Raw genomic sequence first — 20,194 nt, 5'->3', positions numbered from 1 at the left:
TGAGCGAACGCGGCGGCGAACGGATTCCGGCCGAGCCGCCCCTAGCGTGAGCGCATGACCGACGGTATGGCCGAAGAGCCCACTCCCCGGACCCGCCGCGGCTTCCTGCGCACGGCCGCCGCCCTGGCCGCCGTACCCGCCGTGCTGGTGCCCGATCCGGCGGCCGCCGCTCAGGAGCTGCCCGACTTCCCCGCCGACGTCGACCTGTACCGGACGGCGTACCGGAACTGGACCGGCGCGATCACCGCCACCGGCCTGTGGGCCTGCGCTCCGGCGGACCCGCGGCAGGTGGTCGCCGTCGTCAACTGGGCCCGGCGACACGGCTGGACGGTCCGCGCCCGGGGCGCCTCGCACGGCTGGTCCCCGCTGACGATCCCGGAGGGGACGCGCCCCGACTCCCCCGTCCTCCTCGTCGACACCACCCGGCACCTCACCGGCCTCGCCCTCGACGGCCGCTCGGCGGTCCGCGCCGGTACCGGTGTGACGATGGAGGCCCTGCTGACGTACCTGGAGGAACACGGCCTCGGTCTCACCGCCGTGCCCGCTCCCGGCAACCTCACGCTGGGCGGCGCCCTGGCCGTCGACGGGCACGGCACGGCCGTACCGGCACGGGGCGAACGGCGGCTGCCGGGGCGCACGTACGGCTCGCTGAGCAATCTGGTGCTGTCGCTCACCGCCGTCGTGTGGGACGAGAGCAGCGACGCCTATGTGCTGCGCACGTTCCGGCGCGACGAGGCCGACTGCGCGGCGCTGCTCACGCATCTCGGGCGGGCGCTGGTGACGGAGGTGGTACTGCGGGTGGGGGCGAACACCAATCTGCGGTGCGTCAGCCGCGTCGACATTCCGGCGGGCGAGTTGTTCGCGGCGCCCGGCTCCGGCGGGCGGACGTTCGAGAGCTTCCTCGACGCGTCCGGGCGGGTGGAGGCGATCTGGTTCGCCTTCACCGAGCATCCGTGGCTGAAGGTGTGGAGCGTGTCACCGACGCGGCCGCCGGCCTCGCGGCGAGTGTCGTCGCCGTACAACTACCCGTTCTCCGACAGCGTTCCGACGCCGGTCGCGGATCTGGTCGGGCGGATCGTGGCGGAGGGCGCGTGGTCGCTGGCGCCGGTGCTGGGGAATCTCCAGTACGACGTGGCGGCTCTCGGGCTAGTGGCGACGCTGTCCGGCGACATCTGGGGGCCGTCGAAGAACACGCTGCTGTATCTGCGGCCGACCACGCTGCGGGTGCACGCCAACGGGTACGCGGTGCTCACCTCGCGGGGGCAGGTGCAGCGGGTGATCAGTGAGTTCACCGGTTTCTACCGGGAGCGGCTGACGGCGTACGCCGCCCGGGCCGGTTCCCGGTCAACGGCTCCGTGGAGATCCGGGTGACCGGCCTCGACCACCCCGCCGACGCCGAACTGGCCGGCGCGCACGCCCCGTTGCTGTCGGCGGTGCGGCCGGTCGAGGGCCGCCCCGAGTGGGACTCGGCGGTGTGGCTGGACGTGCTGACGCTGCCCGGGACGCCGTACGCGGAGGCGTTCCTGCGCGAGCTGGAGCGGTTCCTGCTCGGGCGGTACGACGGCGGGTACGACGGCGGGTACGCGCTCGCCCGGGTCGAGTGGTCCAAGGGCTGGGCGTACACGGACTCGGACGTGTGGCGCGACGAGGACGTCATCGGCACGACGGTGCCCGCCTCGTTCGGCGACGGAGTGTGGGGGCGGGCGGCCGACGCGCTGAACCGGCTCGACCCGCACCATGTGTTCAGCAACGCGTTTCTACGGCGGTTGCTGGGCTGAGCCGACGTTACTTCAGTGTGCGCCCCTGGGCCGTGCGGGCGAGTTTCGGGCCCAGCCAGCGCTTCAGCCGGCGCAGCCCCTCCAGTTGTCCGGCCGCGCGGTCGAGCCGGTAGTAGAGCTGCGGCGGGACATACGGCAGCAGGGGTGAGTGGCGCTGGCCCAGCAGGGCGAACATGCGCTCGGGGGGCAGGTGGATGTAGCGGGGCAGGTTCTCGTACCACTGGGCGCTGTAGCGGGCGGCGCTCTGCGTGGGCAGCAGGGCCGACCTGCGTTCCTGCTCGTAGCGGGCGAGGGCCTGCGGGAGGGCCGTGTGCTCGCGAAGGGCGGCCGCCAGGGCGATGGCGTCCTCCAGGGCGAGGGTGGTGCCGGCGCCGATGGAGTAGTGCGTGGTGTGGGCGGCGTCGCCGATGAGGACGAGGTTGTCGCGGTACCAGGTGCGGTTGGTGAGGGTGCGGAAGTTCAGCCATTGGGCGCTGCCCTGGGCCGAGGAGCGGCCGATCAGCCGTTGACCGTCCAGGACGACGGCGAAGAGCTTCTCCAACAGGGTCAGTCCGTCGGCCTCGCCCGCGCGGTCGAGGCCGAGGCCGGTCCAGGTCTCGGGGGCGCACTCGACGACACAGGTACTGCGCTCGCCGTCGAAGGGGTAGCCGTAGCACCAGATCCAGCCGTGCTCGGTCTCGACGAAGGCGAAGGTGAAGGAGTCGAAGACCTTGGTGGTGCCGAGCCAGATGTAGAAGTTCCGGCCCGCCCTGAACTCCGTGCCGAAGTGGTCGGCGTGCCGGGTGCGCAGGGCGCTGTGGACTCCGTCGGCGGCCACGACGAGCTCGGCGTCGGGCAGCCGGCCGGGGCCGATCTCGTGCTCGTACTCCACGCGGACGCCGAGGGCGCGGGCACGGTCGGCGAGGATTTCCAGGAGCCGGTGGCGGCCGATGCCGAAGCCCTGGTCGCCGCGGTGGCGGGTGGTCAGATCCCGGACGTGCGCGACGCCCTCGTTCCAGCGGACGGAGTGCGCGTCGAGGGCGCGGGCCGACTCGGGGTCGTGCTCGTGGAGTCGGTCGAGCAGTCCGCGCCAGTACGTCACGCCCCAGCCGTAGGTCGAGCCCTCCGGGTTGCGTTCGTGGACGGTGATGTGATGGACGGGTCCTGCCGCTTGAGCAGGATCGAGAGATACAGGCCGGCGGGCCCGCCACCGACGCAGGCGACCTTCACGCACACCCCTAGGAATCACTCCAAGCGATCATTTCGCCACGCAGAGTAGCAGGCCGGGGGTCGCCGCAACCGACCTCTCAAATCGCGTCAGTTTCAGGGAGTGAGCCAGGCCACGGGGGTCACGGCGGTCGGCGAAGGATCACCGGAGAGATCGCTCCCAGAGGAAGGAATTCCCCCTTCCGGGGTCCGCCCGGCTGCCAGGTCGACAAGATCATCCTGGTTCAACCTTGCACGACATGTGGGCACTTGTCCGGATCGCAGCCAACCGCGCACGGGCGATTTCTCCCGCTCTCCACCGGACCGATAGGCATGCCAGGTCGTCAATCGAACGACCTGCCGAAAGCAGCGTCCACTGAACCTGGAGGTCCGCATGCCGGAACTCAGCCGTCGCCGTGCGCTCACCGCCGCGGCCGCCCTCGCCGCGACCGCCGGCGCCGCCACTGTCGTCGCCTCCGGCGCGGCGGCCGACGCCAACGCCGCATCCGTCGCGGCCACTACGCCGGACGCGGCCGGGCACGACCACGGTCACGCCTCCCCCGCACCGTTCGACGAGGTCTACAAGGGCCGCCGCATACAGGGCCGCCCGGTCACCGGGGGCGGTCACCAGCATCACGGCGGCGGATACGCCGTGTTCGTCGACGGCGCGGAGCTGCACGTGATGCGCAACGCCGACGGCACCTGGATCAGCGTGGTCACCCACTACGACCCGGTGGCCACGCCGCGTGCCGCCGCGCGTGCCGCGGTCGACGAGCTGCAGGGCGCCAAGCTCGTCCCCTTCGCCGCCAACTGACCTTCCCCGCACCACACTTGGAGCTTTCGCACATGACTGTCCGCAAGAACCAGGCGAGCCTGACCACCGACGAGAAGCGGCGTTTCGTCGCCGCGCTCCTGGAGCTCAAGCGCAGCGGCCGTTACGACGAGTTCGTCACGACGCACAACGCCTTCATCCTCGGTGACACCGACAACGGCGAACGCACCGGGCACCGTTCACCGTCCTTCCTGCCCTGGCATCGCAGATTCCTGCTGGAGTTCGAGCGGGCGTTGCAGTCGGTGGACGCGTCGGTGGCGCTGCCGTACTGGGACTGGACCGCCGACCGCTCGGTGCGGTCCTCGCTGTGGGGTCCGGACTTCCTCGGCGGCAACGGGCGGGCTCGGGACGGGCGGGTGTCGGACGGGGCGTTCTCCGAGGCGAGCGGCAACTGGCCGATCAACGTGCGGGTCGACGGGCGGACGTTCCTGCGCCGGTCGCTGGGCAGCGCGGCGCGGGAGCTGCCGACGCGGGCCGAGGTGGACTCCGTGCTCGCCATGGCGACGTACGACATGGCGCCCTGGAACAGCGCCTCGGAGGGCTTCCGCAACCATCTGGAGGGCTGGCGCGGGGTCAACCTGCACAACCGGGTGCATGTCTGGGTCGGCGGCCAGATGGCCACCGGGGTCTCCCCCAACGACCCGGTGTTCTGGCTGCACCACGCCTTCATCGACAAGCTGTGGGCCGAGTGGCGGCGCCGGCACCCGGACTCCGGCTATGTCCCGGCGGCGGGTACGCCGAACGTGGTGGACCTGAACGAGACGATGAAGCCGTGGAACGACATGGCTCCGGCGGACCTGCTGGACCACACCGCCCACTACACGTTCGACACCGACGCCTAGGCGTGCTGTCCGGCGGATCAGTCTGACGGCGTTCCCGCCGTGGTGGACACGTCCACCACGTCCACGTCGTCGACGCGGACGTACGCGAGCCGGTGGCCGAACTGGATCTCGTAGAACTCGTCGTCGCCCTGCACCACCCGGAAGGTGCCGTCGGTGCCCGACTTGTCGACGAAGGACCCGACGACCCGGTCCTGTGTCACATAGCGCTGGCCCGCGCGGAAGGTGTACGGGAGCGGCGACTCGTCCTTCACCGGAATGTCGTCCGGATAGGCGTCCGACTCGGGGAGGGCACGCCCGTACACCGCGATCTCGCTCAGGCCCTCCTTCGGGGTCACCATCCGGCCGGTCGTGCCGACGGCCGTCGGGCGGACCTTGGGGTTCTTGAACCACGCCTTGCTGCCCTGGTACCAGATCGCCGTCCAGTCGCCGCTGCGCCCGGCGACCGCGAAGACCTGGCCGGCGGAGACTCTCGACCCCAGGTCGTTGACGTCCTCCGTGGAGGGATCGCCCTCCGGGCGGCGGCCCGGGTCCTGGATCAGCGGGGCGTCGTCGCGCGGCTCGGTGTGCAGGCGGACGGCGCTGGAGCCGTGCGGCGTGCACGGCACACCGCTGGTCCTGCACCCGGTGAAGAGCGGCTTGTGAGTGGTGTAGTCGGGCAGCATCATCACCATCTCGCTGTGCCGTCCGGCCGTGCCGCGCAGCGGCGCGCCGAGCAGGTCGAAGTAGTGCTCCCAGTCCCAGAAGGGGCCGGGATCGTCGTGCATGTGGGGAATGGTCACGCCCATCGGGGACGGCACGTTGTCGTGGCCGAAGATGTGCTGCCGGTCGAGCGGGATGTCGTACTTCTTGGCCAGGTAGCGCACCAGGCGGGCCGAGGCCTGGTACATCTGCTCGGTGTACCAGGTGTCGGGCTGGCTGAGGATCCCTTCGTGCTCGATGCCGATCGAGCGGGCGTTGATGTACTGGCTGCCGGAGTGCCGGGCCGCGTCCTTCGTCCTGACGTGCTGGGTGACGTGGCCGTCGCTGGAGCGGATCGAGTAGTGCCACGACACCTCGTTCGGGTCCTGGACCGTCTGGAACATGGACGGCAGGGGCCCCTCGGTGTCGTGGATGACGATGTACTCGATCTTCTGGTCCTTCGGCCGGTCGGCCGGGTCGTAGTTGCCGTACTCGCCGTCGCCGATCTCCACGTACGGGGCCCTGATCCAGGAGCAGGACAGCTCCGGCGGACACTCGATGTCCTTCGGCCGCAGGGAGTCGCGCGGCTGGGCGCGCACCCCGGGGTTGGCGGGAAGGGTGATGTGCTGCCCCGCGTCGGTGGTGCGGTGGGCGCCACGCCGGATCACGTTGAAGACGTCGTTCGCGTACGTGTTCGCCGACACGGTGTCACTCATGCCCGGGAAACGCGCCACCGCCTCCCACCAGTCGGCGGGGTCGGCGCTGAGGGGCTTGCCGAGCTCCCGTTGCGTCGCCGCCAGGAGGGCCGCGCCGCCGCGCACGTTGGCGGCGGGGTCGGTTCGCAGCTGCTCGACCGGGACACCGATGAGGCGGGCGGCGCGCTGCAGGTCGGCCGGCTGCGCGGAGCGGGTGCCCAGGGAGTTCCCCTGGCGCGGCGAGGTGTGCGGACCCGCGAGCGGCTGAGTACCCGCGCCGGGCAGCATCCCCTGGGCATAAGGCACGTCCACGAGATGCATCGGCCCGTAGCCGCCCACGACGCTCGGCTTCCCCCGATGGGAGTCCCATCGGGACTGCTGGTAGGACACGCCCATGAGCACGCTGCGCGGTACGCCGTACTCGGCCGCGGCGGCCGTGAAGACATCCTCCAGGCGCCGCTCGTCAGCGGCGCTGCTCTCGGCCGCCGGGCCGTTCTGGGCAGGTGGCACGTTCAGCAGTGTGACCAGCAGCGGGACCTGGAGCGCCAGCGACGCGGTCACGCAGACGACCCGGCGGCGGCGCCGGCGTACGGCATCGGGGACACGGGGGGCGGCGGGATCTGTCATTGCAAGGGCCTCCGGCGATGCTCGGCGCAACAAGGACAGCAGAGCTGCCCTCCACGTCACCCCTCGTACGCTTCCGTGCCCGCAGCGCCACGTCGCGCCAAGCGTCACCGGGCTGGACCAGCCGCCCGCCACAGGCCACCCGGTCAGCGGCAGTACATCCGCCCGGGCGGGAGTCCTCCTCGGTTGCCCTTACCGACCGGTATGTTCCGGTTCCGGCTCAGCCCTCGACCGGCTCCACCTCCCAGTCGGGATGCCCCGGCATGGGCGGGGTCCGCTCCCCGTACAGCCACGGAGTCAGAAACGGCGTCAGGTCCTCACCGGCCACCTCGGACGCGAGCCGGACGAAGTCCCGGGTGCCGGCCACCCGGCCCCGGTACCGCGTCACCCAGGACCGCTCGATCCTGTCGAAGGTCTCCTCGCCGACCTTCTCCCGCAGGGCGTAGAGCACCAGCGCCGAGCCGTCGTACCGCATCCGCTTGAACAGGGTCGGCTCGGTGGGTTCGGCGGGCGCCCCGTCGTCGTGCCGCCACTGGTCGTGCTGCTCGTACGCCGCCCGCATCGCGTCCTCGATGCCGACGCCGCCGTGCGCGTCGGAGTAGAGCCGCTCGTAGAAGCGGGCATGCCCCTCGCTCAGCCACAGGTCGGACCACCGCCGGATGGCGACGCTGTTGCCGGCCCACTGGTGCGTCAGCTCGTGCACGAGGTCGCGCTCGGCCTGGACCCGGTCACCCAGCAGGATGGCCCTGGGCACCACGGACAGTGACTGCGTCTCCAGCGCGACCGGCAGGTCGGTGTCCCCGACCAGTACGCCGTAGCGGCGGAAGGGGTACGGGCCGAGCCGGCGTTCCAGCCAGGTCAGGTGCTCGGAGGTGAGCGAGCGATGGGCCTCGGTGTCGGTGACCAGGTCGTCCGGGACCACGTCACGGACGGGCAGCCCGCGCGGGCCGGTGCCGTCGACGAACGTGAACTTCCCGATGGCCAGCTGGATCAGCTGGGCCGCGACCGGATGCTCGGAGTCGTACGTCCACCGGACCCGTCCGTCGGGTCGCCGGACGCGTTCGACGAGCCGGCCGTTGGCCACCGCGCTGAGGCCCGGTGGCGTGGTGATGCGGAAGGTGATCGGGGACCGCAGGCTGGGGTGGTCGTTCACCGGGAAGATCATCTTGGCGCCGTTGGGCTGCGCGCAGACCACGGTCCCGTCGGGTGTGGGCACCCAGCCGTACGTCTGGATCGCGTCGTCGCGCTCTCGCTGCTGGGTCGGATCGGCGGTGTAGGAGACCCGCACGGTGAAGGCTCTGCCCTGGGGGATCGGCTTCGCGGGGGTGACCACGAGTTCGTCGCCGTCGCGTACGGCGGTCGCCGGGGCGCCTGCGACGGTGACCTCGCGCAGGGTGTTGCCCGCGAAGTCGAGGTTGAAGCGGGACAGCGGCTGCGTGGCGGTGGCGCTGATGGTGGCGCGGGCGGCGAAGGGCGTGCGCGGGGCGCGCCAGTCGAAGTCGAGCGCGTAACGGCGGACCGTGTAGCCGCCGTTGCCGTCGAGCGGCAGCAACGGGTCGCCGATGCCCCGGGCGCCGGGGGACGGGGCCGGGCCGGGAGCGGCGCCGGACGGGCCGGAGGCGGGGGCACCGAGGCGTCCGGTGGGCCGGGGGTCCATGATGATCAACGTGCCGGTGAGGACAGCGGCGCCAGTGAGGACGGCGGCAGCGGCGAGAGCGAGGGCACGCGCTCTGCGGCGGGGGCGCTGCTGCTCAGCCGGTTCTTCCGGGGGGCGCGTGGATGGCGCCTTCATCGGAGCAACCGGTGGGGGGCTCGGCGGCCGGCAGTCGTGATCATCATGGCCGCACTATGCCAGCAAGATGTCCGTAAATCGGCTTATATGCGCGCCGCTTCCATCCGTGCGGGCTACACCTCCGTCGAAAAAGGTTGCAGCGGCCCACAGTGACATCCATCACGCACCTGTGAGGCATCAACGTGGCTCGGTAGTACTTGACGCCTGGGCGATAAAGCCCGAATTGCCACCTGGAACCAGACAAACGACGCGCCCGATCCGGCGGCATGCGACCGACTTGCGCCCTTCTCTCCACTGACCCGGCGCACGCGAACCATTGACGGGGCGTCAGGCGTTGCCCCGATTCCGGCGAGCCGGGTGTGCACACCCACGCGCCCGCTTCAAGGGCCTTCGGCGACTACGAGGCCGGGTAGTAGTGGTCCTCGTTGCCCCCTACTCACGCCCCTTTTAACAATGACGACCCCAGAATGCGTCACCGCAGGTCAGGCACGGCGTCCATGCTGTGCCGACCCCGGAGGCGACCCGCTACGACCGAGCGAGGTCCCATGAGGAAGCACCGCAGGAAGACGCGCCATCGGCACATAGCCGTCGCCGCCGTCGCCCTCACTGCGCTGGCAGTACCGTCCGCCGCCATGGCCTGTCTGAACGACGACGGCGCCGAGGCCACCGAGGCCGCCCGGCCCTACGGCCAGTGGCAGAACTGGATGAACGCGTCCGATTCGCAGCAGACCACCGTTCCACCGGGCACCACCGTGCCGAACTCGCCGGCAGCCCCTGACAGCGGCGCGCCCGCCGCCACCTCACCGGGCACCTCCGACGCGCCCGCCGCCACCTCACCGGGCACCTCCGCCCCGTCAGCCTCGGCGTCCAGCGCCACGAAGCGCGTCGTGGACCTGGTGAACAGTGAGCGCGGCAAGGCCGGTTGCTCCCCCGTGAAGCTGAACGCCAAGCTCACGGCAGCCGCCCAGGACCACAGCGCCGACATGGCGAGCCACCGGAACATGTCCCACACGGGCTCCGACGGTTCGAACCCGGGCCAGCGGATCACGAAGGCCGGGTACCAGTGGCGGACGTACGGCGAGAACGTCGCCTACGGATACCGCACCCCCGAGCAGGTCATGGCTGGCTGGATGTCCAGCCCCGGCCACAAGCGCAACATTCTGAACTGCGCCTTCAAGGAAATAGGTGTCGGCCTGGCACAGCCCGGCAACTACTGGACACAGGACTTCGGCACCGCCCGCTGAAGCACCGACCCCACCATCCGCTGCCGCCTCAGGGACTCGTCCCCGGGGCGGCAGCGGCATGAGGAACCACCCTTTGTGCCACTTCGGGCACTGACCGCACTCGGACCGTCCGACCCGGACGGCGAGGCCGACTCGCCACCTCGTCCGACATGCCGTCAGGCCGGTAAATGCAGCCTGATACAGGGACTTGTACGGGTATGCAGTCAATTTCAACAATTTCTGAAATCAGCCTGTTTCAAGATGCCGCGTCAGGCCTGCGGGACTAACGTCTAGTGATGAAAGCCGCAAACCGGGGCACGCCCCGGCCGGCAAGGTTCCTGCACAGCGAGGACCGCGACCGTACTCGCCCGCGTGACACAACGCGGCTGACAAGTGGCGTCGGCGGCCGAGAGGTGCTTCTCAATTCTTGCGGCGACGCCCAAGACCGCGCCGCACTCTCACCAGCTGCGGCTGCGGCCATCCATCTCGTGCGGGGGAAATCGCGCGAGACGATGGAAGGATAGGTATTGCCATGCGATCACTTCGCGCGAGGCGTCTCATCGCCGCGTCTGCGACCACCGTTCTGATGGCGGGAGGTGCGGCGATCGGCACAGCGGGCACGGCCTCGGCCGGTGTCCCGACCGGCCACGACAAGAGTTACAGCAACAGCGACTACCGCGGCCACCACGACCGCGATGACGACGACGACCACGACGGTTGGGGCAACGGTTACGACAAGGACTACGACAACGGTCATGACAACGGTCATGACAACGGCCACGACGGTTGGGGCGGCAACGGCCACGGCAACGGCCACGGCAATGGCCACGGCAATGGCGGCCACGGCAACGGTGGCGGCGGCCACGGCAACGGTGGCGGCGGCCACGGCAACGGTGGTGGCGGCCACGGTGGCGGCGGCGGTGGCGGCGGCCACTGACAGTCGCAGCGATCACCACGCGATGCGCGACTCCCGCACGGGAGCCGCGCATTGCGGCGTTCCGGGCCGACGGCTCGGCGGAAGCTCGCGCTCTGCGGCGGGCCTCAGCCTCGCCCGGAGTCGATCACTCGGAGTGGATCACTTGGAGTCGACGGTTCGACACTCCGGGTGACCCCAGCCCTGGGCGTTCTTGGCGATAGGGTCGCCGGCCGCGTAGGGGCGGCCGCACACGCAACGGCCGGGGAACTTCGCCTTGATCGTGCGGGCGGACCCGCCGCCCTTCCGGGCCGGTTTGGCCGTGGCCGCCCTGCGGCGCGGGGCGGTCGGCGGGGTGTCCGGGGCGGGCGGCGGCTCCGGTGAGCCGAGGTCGCTGCCCGCGGACTGCTGGACGAAGGCGGCCTGGCTGGCGGCGCGGTCGGCGAAGTCGTTCAGCGGGTCGCCGTCGACCTGGTGGGCGGGGACGTAGCGGAACTCGACGGTGCGGCCGTCGAGCAGCTCGTCGATGCGCACGACCAGGTCCTGGTTGGCGACCGGCTTGCCGGCGGAGGTCTTCCAGCCGTTGCGCTTCCAGCCGGGCAACCAGGTGGTGACGGCCTTGATGGCGTACTGCGAGTCCATCCGGATCTCCAGCGGCACGCCCGGGTCCGTCGCCGCCAACAGTCGCTCCAGGGCGGTGAGTTCGGCGACGTTGTTGGTGGCCGTGCCCAGCGGGCCGGCCTCCCACCGGGTGGGGGTCTCGCCCTCGTCGGCGACGACCCAGGCCCAGCCCGCCGGTCCGGGGTTTCCCTTCGAAGCCCCGTCGCACGCGGCCACCACACGTTCACGCATGTGTCCGATCATGCCATGAACGGGCCGGGCCCCTGATCGCGGAGCCGGTCGATCACCGGCCTCGGCCGGTCAGGACACGTCGCTCAGGCTCGGCATCTCGCCCACGGTGGTCGTGGTGTCGATCACCGAGAAGTTCGCGCCCTGCGGGTCGCTGATCGCGGCGAACCGCCCGAAGGGGCTGTCCATAGGCCCGAACCGCAGCACGCCGCCCAGCTTGGTGGCACGCGCGACGGCGTCGTCGCAGTTGGCGACGCTGAAGTAGACGTTGATGTAGTGCGGCACGTCGGGCGGGAACTCGTCGGTCATCTTCATCCGGCCCAGGACGGGATTGCCCTCCAGGTTGAAGATCCGGAAGTCGATGTCGTCGTCCTCCATCTGCTGTGCCGTGTACGGGAACACGGCGGAGAAGAAGGTGTCCGACTTCTCGGGCTCGCGGGTGAAGACCTCGGCCCAGCAGTAGGCGCCCGGCTGGTCCATGGGCGCCTCGAACCCCCGGTGGGTGCCGGGCTGCCAGACGCCGAAGACGACCCCGCTCGGGTCGCTGGCCAGGCACATGCTGCCGAAGTCGCCGACCTCCATCGGCTCCATCAGCACCTGGCCGCCGTTCTCGCGGATCCTCACGGCGGTGGCGGCCGCGTCCCGGGACGCGAAGTACAGACACCACTGCGACTGGCCCTCCTGACCGGGCATCGGCGGTACGACGGCGGCGACCGCCTTGCCGCTCGAGTAGGCCTGGGTGTAGTTGCCGAACTCCGACGACGCCTCGCCGAAGGTCCAACCGAGGACGTCGCCGTAGAACGTCTTGGCCCCCTCGACGTCGCCGAACATCGCGTCGGCCCAAATGGGGGTTCCCTCTGGTTGCACAGCCATGGCCGCGGCCCTTCCCGATCGGTGGGGTTGTCCGATTCCTCACGCTAGTCATCCGGAAGGCCGCCCGCGCGCCGAACGCGCGGTTGCGACCCAGACTGGAAGGGGATCCGGGCGCACGGGGTCGGATACGGCGGACGCGAGGGCTCGTCGGGGAAAGCGGGGCGCGCCATGGCGGTGCCGGACGGGACGATGCGGGCGTGGTCGGTGGCGACGCCGGGGTTGGTGGAGGCGGGCGGGCTGCGGCTGGTGGACAAGCCGGTGCCGGTGCCCGGCGAGGACGAGTTGCTGGTGCGGGTGCGGGCGTGCGGGGTGTGCCGTACCGACCTGCATGTCGCCGAGGGGGACCTGCCCGTGCACCGGGTCGGGGTCACGCCGGGGCACGAGGTGGTGGGCGTGGTGGCCGGGTTCGGGGCGGCGGTGCGCGGCTTCGTGGCCGGCGAACGGGTGGGCGTGGCCTGGCTGCGCCGCACCGACGGCAGCTGCGCCTACTGCGCGCGCGGCGCCGAGAACCTGTGCCCGGCATCGCGGTACACGGGCTGGGACGCCGACGGCGGATACGCCGAGTACACGACCGTACCGGCGGCGTTCGCGCACCGGCTGCCGGCCGGTCTCGACGACGTTGCGGTGGCGCCGCTGCTGTGCGCCGGGATCATCGGCTACCGGGCCCTGAAGCGGGCTTCGCTGCCGCCGGGCGGGCGGCTCGGTCTGTACGGCTTCGGCGGCAGCGCCCATCTGTGTGCGCAGGTCGCGCTCGCCGAGGGGGCCAGGGTGCATGTCCTGACCCGGGGTGCGGCGGCGCGGCGGCTGGCGCTGGAGCTGGGGGCGGCGTCGGCGCGGGACGTGCTGGAGATGCCGCCGGAGCCGCTGGACAGCGCGATCCTGTTCGCCCCGGCCGGGGAGCTGGTCCCGGTGGCGCTGCGGGCGCTGGATCGGGGCGGGGTGCTGTCCATCGCCGGTATCCATCTGACCGACGTCCCGCCGCTGCGCTACGCGAGCGAGCTGTTCTACGAGAAGGAGGTGCGCAGCGTCACCTCCAACACGCGCGAGGACGCGCGGGAGTTCCTGGCGCTGGCCGCGCGGCACGGCGTACGGGCGACGACGCACCCGTATCCGATGGCGGGGGCGGCCCGGGCGCTGGCGGATCTGAAGGCGGGGCGGTTCGACGGGGCGGCGGTGCTGGTGAACGACTGGTAGACCGGCCGCGCGGGGCGACCGGTCCGGGCCGGGCGTGGGTCAGCGCAACGCGCGCCGGTCGGCGTGCAGGCGGTCCGTCAGCCGGATGGTGATGAACTCGTTGTTGTCGGCCTTGCCCGGCGTACGGCCGGACGAGAACGGGAAGTTGTTGTCGTTCAGCACGGCCAGGGTCCGGTCGTCGAGCAGGACGACGTCCTCGATCGTGGTGAACGGGAAGCGGAAGGTCTCGCCGAAGCCGCCGAGGCCCTTGGGGTTGGCGATGTCCAGCAGGTCGGCGACCAGCGTCTTGTCCATCACGCCGTCGTCGTCGCGGTCGCGGGTGTCGGCGAGGTAGATCCGCTTGAACTTCGCGTCGTCGCCCTGGCCGCCGTCGCGCTCGATGACCAGGAAGCGGTGCCGGTCGACGGCGATGGCGTCGCCGATGGCGTTCGCGGTCGACTCCAGGCGGTAGACGAACCGCTTGCCAGTGTAGGCCCGCCCCCGCAGGTCGAACTCGCTGAACCGCAGGTCGCCCGGCGTGTCACCGGTGACGGTGCCTTCCAGCAGCGGGTAGAGGCGGCGGCCGTCGACGGAGCGGACCAGGCCCTCGAAGCCCTTGCTGCCGCCGATGGTCGGCTGGGCCCCGTCGAGGTAGGGGTTCTCCGGCGCCTGTACGCCGTCCAGCGCGATGGGGGCCTCCAGGAGCTGTCCCCTGGCGTCGAAGTGCAGCAGGAACGGGCCGAACTCGTCGCCCATCCAGTACGTGCCGTCGGCGACCCGCACGATCGACTCGACGTCGAAGTCGGCGCCGGTCAGCATCCGGTCGGCGCGGGTGAGCGCGAACGGCACCTTGCGGTAGGGGTCGCTCAGGTTGAATCCGCCGAGCACCCGGACCTTGCCGGTCCGCACGTCCGGCTTGATGCGGTGGACGCGAAGCAGGTAGTCGGCGCTGTTGGCCTTGTTGCCGTACCCGTTGTCGGACAGCACGTCGAAGGTGCCGTCGTGGCGGTTGACGATGCCGCTGAAGCCCTGGACGGGCTGGTCGGCGAAGGGTGCCGCGATGCCGTTGAACGGGCCGGCGCCGATGAGCGCGCCGGACGGCTCGCTGTCCGGCACGAACGTCTCGGCCGGCAGGGAGGCGAATCCGGTGAGCGTGGCACGACCGAAGTCGCTGTCCCTGGAGCCGTTTCCGGCCACAGCGGGAGAGGCCAGCGCCACGGTCAGAACGGCGGCGCTGAGCAAGATCGAAGGTCTTCTCATGGCGGGCACCGTAGGGACACCGTATGACCAACACGCCAACACGGGAAGACAAAACCGGACGCGTGTGCGGTCACGGCTTCCGTGTCCGACGCGTGTCTTCCCCCGGCCGTCGGGCTGTGCTTGCCTGGGTGGCCTTGTCGGTGGTGGGGCGGGAGTTGCCGTATGGGCAGGCGGTCAGTGGTCGGGGTACTGCTGGCCGGAGCCGTGCTGCTCGGCGGCTGCGGGGATCCGGCGTCCGGGCCGGAGGCGGCGCCGCCCGCGCCCAGCGTCCCCGAGGCGTCGGCGGCCACCACCCAGCAGCGGGCGCCGCGCCTCCCCGCGAAGGCGCCGACTGTCCTCTACATCGGCGACTCGCTGGCGATGGAGAACCAGAAAGTCCTCGGCGAGGAACTCCGCCGGGACCTGCGGGCCACGTACACGAGCGCCCCCTATTCCGGCACCACCCTGTGCGACTACCTGGAGGGCACCGGCAAGCGGTCGCTCGTGCCGGACGCGGACAAGGCGGCGGCCCTGGTGCGGTCGGTGCGGCCGGACTTCGTGGTGCTGCAGTTCTGGGGAAATGCCTGGGGCTACACGCCGTGCATGGACGGCATCACGTACGACGCCTCTCGGACCCGCTATCTGGAACGGTACGCCGCCGACGCGCGACGCCTCGCCGAGCAGATCGACGCGGCGGGGCGCGAGCGGCGGCCGCGCATCGTGTGGGTGCTGCAGGGCCCGGACCCGATCAGCCCCGACCGGGTGCGGCGCGTGAACGCCGTCTACGAGGAGCGGGCCGCGGCCACCGGCGACCTGGTCGCCGACGCGGGCCGGGCGGTGAGTCCCGAAGGGGCTCGCTACACCTGGACCCAGTTCCTGCCCTGCACCGCGTACGAGCGCGCCCACCCCGACTACTGCACCCAGCCGGGCAGCGACCGCACCGCGCTCCACCGCGACGACGACTACCTGCACTTCTGTCTGGCGCCCACCACGTCCACCCCCAAGCCGTGCCCGGTGCGCTCGCCGGGGATCCTGCGGATCGCGCGGGAGATCACACGGGTGGTCGGTGCGACGGCCGGGTCCGACTGACGAGGCGTCACCCGGCTGACGTCTCCTCAAAATCGTTCGACAGGGCGCAGGCCGTTCCACTGGGATGGCCCCATGTGTGCCGTCAAGATGCATGCGGACGAAGTCGACCTGGACGCCCAGCTGGTGCGGCGGCTGATCGCCGGGCAGTTCCCGCAGTGGGCGGAGCTGCCCGTGCGCCGGCTGGAGTCGTCGGGGACCGAGAACGCGATGTTCCGGCTGGGGGGCGAACTGGTGGTGCGGCTGCCTCGGCATCCCGGGGCCGTCGGGGACGTGGAGCACGAGCTGCGGTGGCTGCCCGAGCTGGGGCCACGGTTGCCCCTGGACACACCGCGGCCGGTCGGGCGGGGCGAGCCGGGTGCGGGGTTCCCGTTTCCCTGGTCGGTGTACGGGTGGCTGGAGGGGAGCAATCCCGTCGCCGGGGCGCTCGACGAGCCGGAGCGGCTGGCCGAGGACCTGGCGGAGTTCGTCGTCGCACTGCGCCGGGTCGACGCCGACGGCGGTCCGCCGAACCACCGGGGCGTGCCGCCGGCCACCCGGGACGAGCCGACGCGGGAGGCCATCGCGCAGTTGGAGGGCCGGGTGGACACGGACGCGATGACGGCGCTGTGGGAGGAGGCCCTGCGGGCACCGGAGTACGCCGGGCCCGCCGTGTGGGCGCACGGAGACCTCTCTCCCGGGAACGTGCTGGTCAGCGAAGGACGACTGACCGGTGTGATCGACTTCGGCGTGGCGGGGGTGGGGGATCCCGCCGTCGACCTGATCGTCGCGTGGAACCTGCTGCCCGCCGGGGCACGGGAGACCTTCCGTCAGGCCGTGGGCGCGGACGACGCCGAGTGGGCGCGCGGGCGCGCCTGGGCGTTGTCGATCTCGCTGATCCAGCTGCCGTACTACTGGGAGACCAATCCGCCGCTGGCGGCGAACTCCCGGCATGTCATCGGGGAGATCCTGGCCGAGGCCGGATAGCGGCAGGGCCGGCCGCGGGGCCGGCCCTGCTCCGGCGGTGCGTCACTCCCCCGCGTACGCCTTCTTCAGGGCGGCGATGTCGAGCTTGTGCATCGACAGCATCGCCTGCATCGCGCGTGCCGCCTTCGCCGGGTCCGGGTCGCTGACCATGTCGTCGAGGTCGGTGGGCGTGACCTGCCAGGACACCCCGTACTTGTCCTTCAGCCAGCCGCAGGGGCCGGGCTCGCCGCCGTTCTCGGTGAGCTTGGTCCAGTAGTAGTCGATCTCCTCCTGGTTCTCGCAGTAGATCACCAAGGAGATCGCCTCGTTGAACTTGAACTCGGGGCCGCCGTTGAGCGCGAGGAACTTCTGGCCGTTGGCCGTGAACTCCACGGTCATCACGGTGCCGGCCGGGCGGGGGGCGTCCTCGGGGTAGCGGGCGACCCTGCCGATGCTGGAGTTCTTGAAGATCGAGACGTAGTAGTGGGCGGCTTCCTCTGCCTCGTTGTCGAACCAGAGACACGTGGTGAATCCGTCGGTCGCCATGGGCACCTCCTGCGGCGTGGAACGCGGTCATCTGTATCGACCGGCGGGGCCCGCGAAACTCATCGGCCGCGTCCGGAATCCATCCGGGGGCGGCCGCCGGAACTAGGGCCTGTTGCGAAAGTGGCCTCGTCGCCCGGAGGGCGGCCGCGCGGCGTCCGGTGCGTGCTCTCGGCGTGCCGCCCGGAAGCCCTCGTACTGGGGTACTCGGGCTTTCGGGCGGTGCGCCGAGAGTGCGTGCCGGGCGTCGCGCGGCAGAGGCCACTTTCGCAACAGGCCCTAGCATCGCGACCATGACGACGTCACCGCCCGCCGACGGCATCCGGCCCTTCCGCCTCGACATCCCGCGGCGCGACCTCGACGACCTGTACGACCGCCTCGACCGGACCCGCTGGCCGGACGAGCTGCCCGGCGTCGGGTGGGCGTACGGCGTACCCGGCGACTACCTGCGCGAGCTCGTGCGGTACTGGCGGCACTCGTACGACTGGCGTGCGGCCGAGGCACGGCTCAATGAGTGGCCGCAGTTCACCACCACGATCGACGGGGCGAACGTGCACTTCGCGCACGTCCGCTCCCCCGAACCGGACGCCACCCCGCTGGTCGTCACGCACGGCTGGCCCGGATCGATCGTGGAGTTCCTCGACGTGGTGGGGCCGTTGACCGACCCGGCCGCGCACGGCGGGGATCCGGCCGACGCGTTCCACGTCGTGCTGCCGAGCATCCCCGGCTTCGGGCTGTCCGGGCCGACGCCGGACACCGGCTGGGAGGCGGGGCGGGTCGCCGACGCGTGGGCCGAGCTGATGAGCCGGCTCGGCTACGAGCGGTTCGGGGCACAGGGCGGTGACTGGGGCGCGGCGATCTCCCGCGAGCTGGGCCGCGCCCATCCCGGCCGGGTGATCGGCGTCCATCTGAACCTGCTGCCGGGCGCGCAGGCGGCCACCGAGCCGACCGGTGAGGAGCTGGCGGGGCTGAGCTCCGAGGAGCGGGAGCGGACGCTCGCCTCGTGGCGTGGGTGGAGCGCGTGGTCGCGGGAGGGCACGGGGTACGCCGTGCTGCAGTCGACCCGGCCGCAGACCCTGTCGTACGCGCTGACCGACTCGCCTGTTGGGCAACTCGCCTGGATCGTCGAGAAGTTCAGGGAGTGGACGGACTCCGAGGAGCTGCCCGAGGAGGCCGTCGACCGGGACCGGCTGCTGACCAACGTGATGCTGTACTGGCTGACCGGGACCGCCGGTTCGTCAGCCCGGATCTACTTCGAGCGGGCGCACGCCTCCGGCCGGATCGCCCGGCCCCAGGAGCCGTCGGCCACGCCCACCGCCGTGGCCCTGTTCCCGGCGGAGCTGCAGATTCCGCTGCGGCACAAGGCCGAGCGCACCGAGAACATCGTGCGCTGGACGGAGTTCGACCGGGGCGGGCACTTCGCGGCGATGGAGGAGCCGGACCTTCTGGTGGGGGATGTGCGGGCGTTCTTCCGGCAGTTGCGGGAGAAGCGGGGCGGGTGACCCCACGGGTTCGCCGCCCGTGCGGCAGGCGGCGGGCCGCGCGTGCTCTGCCCTTGGCGAATCTGCCGCGGGCAGAGGGTTCCGCCACGGGCGGGGTCCCGGGCCGAGAGTGGACATCGCGATCGCACCACCCGCTTCCACTCCCACGACCCGAGGAGCCCGCATGTCTCCACGCACCGCCCTGTTGCCTCGCGCCGAGGAGGGCGACACCCCGCCCACCCGGTTCGACGACCACCTGGCAGCCCAGCTGCTCGGACAGCGGATCGTCCTGCTGGGCACCCAGGTCGACGAGGTCTCCGCCAACCGGGTCTGCACCCAGTTGCTGATCCTGTCGGCGGAGGACCCCCGCACCGACATCAGCCTGTTCATCAACAGCCCCGGCGGCTCGGTGCACGCGGGGCTCGCCATCTACGACACCATGCGGCTGATCCCCAACGACGTCTCCACGCTCGCGATGGGGTTCGCCGCCAGCATGGGCCAGTTCCTGCTGAGCGTGGGCGCGCCGGGCAAGCGGTACTCGCTGCCCAACGCGCGGATCATGATGCACCAGCCGTCCGCCGGGATCGGCGGCACGACCGCCGATATCGAAATCCAGGCGGACAACCTGGAGTTCACCAAGCGGACCATCGAGCGGATCACCGCGGAGCACACCGGGCAGAGCCCGGAGACCATCTCCCGGGACGGCGACCGGGACCGCTGGTTCACGGCCGAGCAGGCCAGGGAGTACGGCATGGTGGACCGGGTGGTGGAGTCGTTCGCCGACGTCCGCCCGGCCGCCGCACGGCGACGGATGGGGCTGTAGTCATGGGGACGTACACGATTCCGAACGTGGTCGAGCGCACCCCGCAGGGCGAGCGGTCGTACGACGTGTTCAGCCGGCTGCTGTCGGAGCGGATCATCTTCCTCGGCACCGAGATCGACGACGGCGTGGCCAATGTCGTCATCGCGCAACTGCTGCATCTGGAGTCGGCGGCGCCGGAGAACGAGATCGCGATCTACATCAACTCCCCCGGCGGATCCTTCACCTCGCTGATGGCGATCTACGACACGATGACGTTCGTGCAGGCGCCGATCTCGACGTTCTGTGTCGGGCAGGCGGCGTCCACGGCGGCCGTGCTGCTGGCGGGCGGGGATCCGGGGCGGCGGTTCGTGCTGGAGCACGCGCGCGTGCTGCTCGGGCAGCCCGCCAGCGGTGGGCGGCAGGGCACGGTCTCCGATCTGGCCCTCCAGGCCAAGGAGATGGTGCGGATCCGCTCCCAGGTCGAGGAGGTGCTGGCCCGGCACACCCACCACGACATCGCGACCCTGCGCGCCGACATGGACCGCGACAAGGTGTTCACCGCTCGGGAGGCGATGGCGTACGGGCTGGCCGACGAGGTGCTGAGCCGGCGCCTCGGTAAGGTCTGAGTGCAGGTCTGAGGC

The 20,194-nt window shown here is 71.2% G+C and carries 16 protein-coding genes and 2 pseudogenes; 11 read left to right on the top strand and 7 right to left on the bottom strand.

Features of this window, described 5'->3' with window-relative positions; translation table 11 throughout:
* Nucleotides 1-54: 54 nt before the first annotated feature.
* A pseudogene (locus tag I2W78_RS38205) lies at nucleotides 55-1,778 on the top strand (cholesterol oxidase substrate-binding domain-containing protein).
* A 7-nt stretch (nucleotides 1,779-1,785) separates the two neighbouring features.
* On the opposite strand, the pseudogene I2W78_RS38200 reads toward I2W78_RS38205, so the two are convergent.
* Nucleotides 1,786-2,993: pseudogene (locus I2W78_RS38200) on the bottom strand (FAD-dependent monooxygenase).
* 364 nt (nucleotides 2,994-3,357) lie between these two features.
* On the opposite strand from I2W78_RS38200, the gene melC1 reads away from it, so the two are divergent.
* Nucleotides 3,358-3,777 carry an apotyrosinase chaperone MelC1 gene (gene melC1, locus I2W78_RS38195; protein WP_196465348.1) on the top strand — a complete coding sequence of 140 codons (420 nt, stop codon included), beginning with the start codon at nucleotides 3,358-3,360 and terminating at the stop codon, nucleotides 3,775-3,777.
* 32 nt (nucleotides 3,778-3,809) lie between these two features.
* Nucleotides 3,810-4,637 (top strand): tyrosinase MelC2, encoded by an 828-nt coding sequence (gene melC2, locus I2W78_RS38190; protein ID WP_196465347.1) that lies wholly within the window; start codon nucleotides 3,810-3,812, stop codon nucleotides 4,635-4,637.
* Nucleotides 4,638-4,654: 17 nt separating this feature from the next.
* Here melC2 and I2W78_RS38185 read toward each other — a convergent pair whose 3' ends face one another.
* Together I2W78_RS38185 and I2W78_RS38180 are read right to left on the bottom strand one after the other, a co-directional pair.
* Nucleotides 4,655-6,637 (bottom strand): N-acetylmuramoyl-L-alanine amidase, encoded by a 1,983-nt coding sequence (locus I2W78_RS38185; RefSeq protein WP_196465346.1) that lies wholly within the window; start codon nucleotides 6,635-6,637, stop codon nucleotides 4,655-4,657.
* A 217-nt stretch (nucleotides 6,638-6,854) separates the two neighbouring features.
* Nucleotides 6,855-8,291 (bottom strand): M1 family metallopeptidase, encoded by a 1,437-nt coding sequence (locus I2W78_RS38180; RefSeq protein WP_230887086.1) that lies wholly within the window; start codon nucleotides 8,289-8,291, stop codon nucleotides 6,855-6,857.
* A gap of 680 nt (nucleotides 8,292-8,971) precedes the next feature.
* On the opposite strand from I2W78_RS38180, the gene I2W78_RS38175 reads away from it, so the two are divergent.
* Nucleotides 8,972-9,670, top strand: coding sequence for a CAP domain-containing protein (locus I2W78_RS38175; RefSeq protein WP_196465345.1), 699 nt, complete (start codon nucleotides 8,972-8,974; stop codon nucleotides 9,668-9,670).
* A 511-nt stretch (nucleotides 9,671-10,181) separates the two neighbouring features.
* Nucleotides 10,182-10,586, top strand: a complete 405-nt coding sequence (locus I2W78_RS38170) for a hypothetical protein (RefSeq protein ID WP_196465344.1) — start codon at nucleotides 10,182-10,184, stop codon at nucleotides 10,584-10,586.
* 138 nt (nucleotides 10,587-10,724) lie between these two features.
* On the opposite strand, the gene I2W78_RS38165 is transcribed toward I2W78_RS38170, so the two are convergent.
* Together I2W78_RS38165 and I2W78_RS38160 are read right to left on the bottom strand one after the other, a co-directional pair.
* Nucleotides 10,725-11,426, bottom strand: coding sequence for a ribonuclease H family protein (locus I2W78_RS38165; protein ID WP_196465343.1), 702 nt, complete (start codon nucleotides 11,424-11,426; stop codon nucleotides 10,725-10,727).
* A gap of 57 nt (nucleotides 11,427-11,483) precedes the next feature.
* Nucleotides 11,484-12,284 (bottom strand): VOC family protein, encoded by an 801-nt coding sequence (locus tag I2W78_RS38160; RefSeq protein ID WP_196465342.1) that lies wholly within the window; start codon nucleotides 12,282-12,284, stop codon nucleotides 11,484-11,486.
* A gap of 189 nt (nucleotides 12,285-12,473) precedes the next feature.
* Between I2W78_RS38160 and I2W78_RS38155 the strand changes: the two genes are divergently transcribed.
* On the top strand, nucleotides 12,474-13,478 hold the full coding sequence (locus tag I2W78_RS38155; protein ID WP_196465580.1) for a zinc-binding alcohol dehydrogenase family protein: 1,005 nt from the start codon (nucleotides 12,474-12,476) through the stop codon (nucleotides 13,476-13,478).
* A 39-nt stretch (nucleotides 13,479-13,517) separates the two neighbouring features.
* On the opposite strand, the gene I2W78_RS38150 is transcribed toward I2W78_RS38155, so the two are convergent.
* Nucleotides 13,518-14,717 (bottom strand): esterase-like activity of phytase family protein, encoded by a 1,200-nt coding sequence (locus I2W78_RS38150; protein WP_230887085.1) that lies wholly within the window; start codon nucleotides 14,715-14,717, stop codon nucleotides 13,518-13,520.
* Nucleotides 14,718-14,879: 162 nt separating this feature from the next.
* On the opposite strand from I2W78_RS38150, the gene I2W78_RS38145 reads away from it, so the two are divergent.
* The gene (locus tag I2W78_RS38145; protein WP_196465341.1) at nucleotides 14,880-15,785 is read left to right on the top strand and encodes an SGNH/GDSL hydrolase family protein; all 906 of its coding nucleotides are present in this window, start codon (nucleotides 14,880-14,882) and stop codon (nucleotides 15,783-15,785) included.
* A gap of 87 nt (nucleotides 15,786-15,872) precedes the next feature.
* Nucleotides 15,873-16,748 carry an aminoglycoside phosphotransferase family protein gene (locus I2W78_RS38140; protein WP_196465340.1) on the top strand — a complete coding sequence of 292 codons (876 nt, stop codon included), beginning with the start codon at nucleotides 15,873-15,875 and terminating at the stop codon, nucleotides 16,746-16,748.
* 42 nt (nucleotides 16,749-16,790) lie between these two features.
* On the opposite strand, the gene I2W78_RS38135 is transcribed toward I2W78_RS38140, so the two are convergent.
* Nucleotides 16,791-17,273, bottom strand: a complete 483-nt coding sequence (locus I2W78_RS38135) for a VOC family protein (protein WP_196465339.1) — start codon at nucleotides 17,271-17,273, stop codon at nucleotides 16,791-16,793.
* Nucleotides 17,274-17,563: 290 nt separating this feature from the next.
* On the opposite strand from I2W78_RS38135, the gene I2W78_RS38130 reads away from it, so the two are divergent.
* The 3 genes from I2W78_RS38130 (at nucleotide 17,564) to I2W78_RS38120 (ending at nucleotide 20,179) form a co-directional block, all read left to right on the top strand.
* Nucleotides 17,564-18,772, top strand: coding sequence for an epoxide hydrolase family protein (locus tag I2W78_RS38130; protein WP_196465338.1), 1,209 nt, complete (start codon nucleotides 17,564-17,566; stop codon nucleotides 18,770-18,772).
* 163 nt (nucleotides 18,773-18,935) lie between these two features.
* Nucleotides 18,936-19,574: an ATP-dependent Clp protease proteolytic subunit gene (locus tag I2W78_RS38125; RefSeq protein ID WP_196465337.1), complete on the top strand. Its 639-nt coding sequence runs from the start codon at nucleotides 18,936-18,938 to the stop codon at nucleotides 19,572-19,574.
* A 2-nt stretch (nucleotides 19,575-19,576) separates the two neighbouring features.
* Entirely contained in the window at nucleotides 19,577-20,179 is a 603-nt protein-coding gene (locus I2W78_RS38120) for a ClpP family protease (protein ID WP_196465336.1), read from the top strand.
* Nucleotides 20,180-20,194: the final 15 nt, after the last annotated feature.

It is taken from the genome of Streptomyces spinoverrucosus (assembly GCF_015712165.1).
Lineage (GTDB): Bacteria > Actinomycetota > Actinomycetes > Streptomycetales > Streptomycetaceae > Streptomyces > Streptomyces spinoverrucosus_A.
This window is presented reverse-complemented; position numbering and strand designations above follow the sequence as displayed.

Bases quoted from the DNA above. Each gene is read 5' to 3' on its own strand.
- melC1 (WP_196465348.1), top strand. From the start codon at position 3,358: ATGCCGGAACTCAGCCGTCGCCGTGCGCTCACCGCCGCGGCCGCCCTC.
- melC2 (WP_196465347.1), top strand. From the start codon at position 3,810: ATGACTGTCCGCAAGAACCAGGCGAGCCTGACCACCGACGAGAAGCGG.
- I2W78_RS38185 (WP_196465346.1), bottom strand. From the start codon at position 6,637: ATGACAGATCCCGCCGCCCCCCGTGTCCCCGATGCCGTACGCCGGCGC.
- I2W78_RS38180 (WP_230887086.1), bottom strand. From the start codon at position 8,291: ATGGACCCCCGGCCCACCGGACGCCTCGGTGCCCCCGCCTCCGGCCCG.
- I2W78_RS38175 (WP_196465345.1), top strand. From the start codon at position 8,972: ATGAGGAAGCACCGCAGGAAGACGCGCCATCGGCACATAGCCGTCGCC.
- I2W78_RS38170 (WP_196465344.1), top strand. From the start codon at position 10,182: ATGCGATCACTTCGCGCGAGGCGTCTCATCGCCGCGTCTGCGACCACC.
- I2W78_RS38165 (WP_196465343.1), bottom strand. From the start codon at position 11,426: ATGATCGGACACATGCGTGAACGTGTGGTGGCCGCGTGCGACGGGGCT.
- I2W78_RS38160 (WP_196465342.1), bottom strand. From the start codon at position 12,284: ATGGCTGTGCAACCAGAGGGAACCCCCATTTGGGCCGACGCGATGTTC.
- I2W78_RS38155 (WP_196465580.1), top strand. From the start codon at position 12,474: ATGCGGGCGTGGTCGGTGGCGACGCCGGGGTTGGTGGAGGCGGGCGGG.
- I2W78_RS38150 (WP_230887085.1), bottom strand. From the start codon at position 14,717: ATGAGAAGACCTTCGATCTTGCTCAGCGCCGCCGTTCTGACCGTGGCG.
- I2W78_RS38145 (WP_196465341.1), top strand. From the start codon at position 14,880: ATGGGCAGGCGGTCAGTGGTCGGGGTACTGCTGGCCGGAGCCGTGCTG.
- I2W78_RS38140 (WP_196465340.1), top strand. From the start codon at position 15,873: ATGCATGCGGACGAAGTCGACCTGGACGCCCAGCTGGTGCGGCGGCTG.
- I2W78_RS38135 (WP_196465339.1), bottom strand. From the start codon at position 17,273: ATGGCGACCGACGGATTCACCACGTGTCTCTGGTTCGACAACGAGGCA.
- I2W78_RS38130 (WP_196465338.1), top strand. From the start codon at position 17,564: ATGACGACGTCACCGCCCGCCGACGGCATCCGGCCCTTCCGCCTCGAC.
- I2W78_RS38125 (WP_196465337.1), top strand. From the start codon at position 18,936: ATGTCTCCACGCACCGCCCTGTTGCCTCGCGCCGAGGAGGGCGACACC.
- I2W78_RS38120 (WP_196465336.1), top strand. From the start codon at position 19,577: ATGGGGACGTACACGATTCCGAACGTGGTCGAGCGCACCCCGCAGGGC.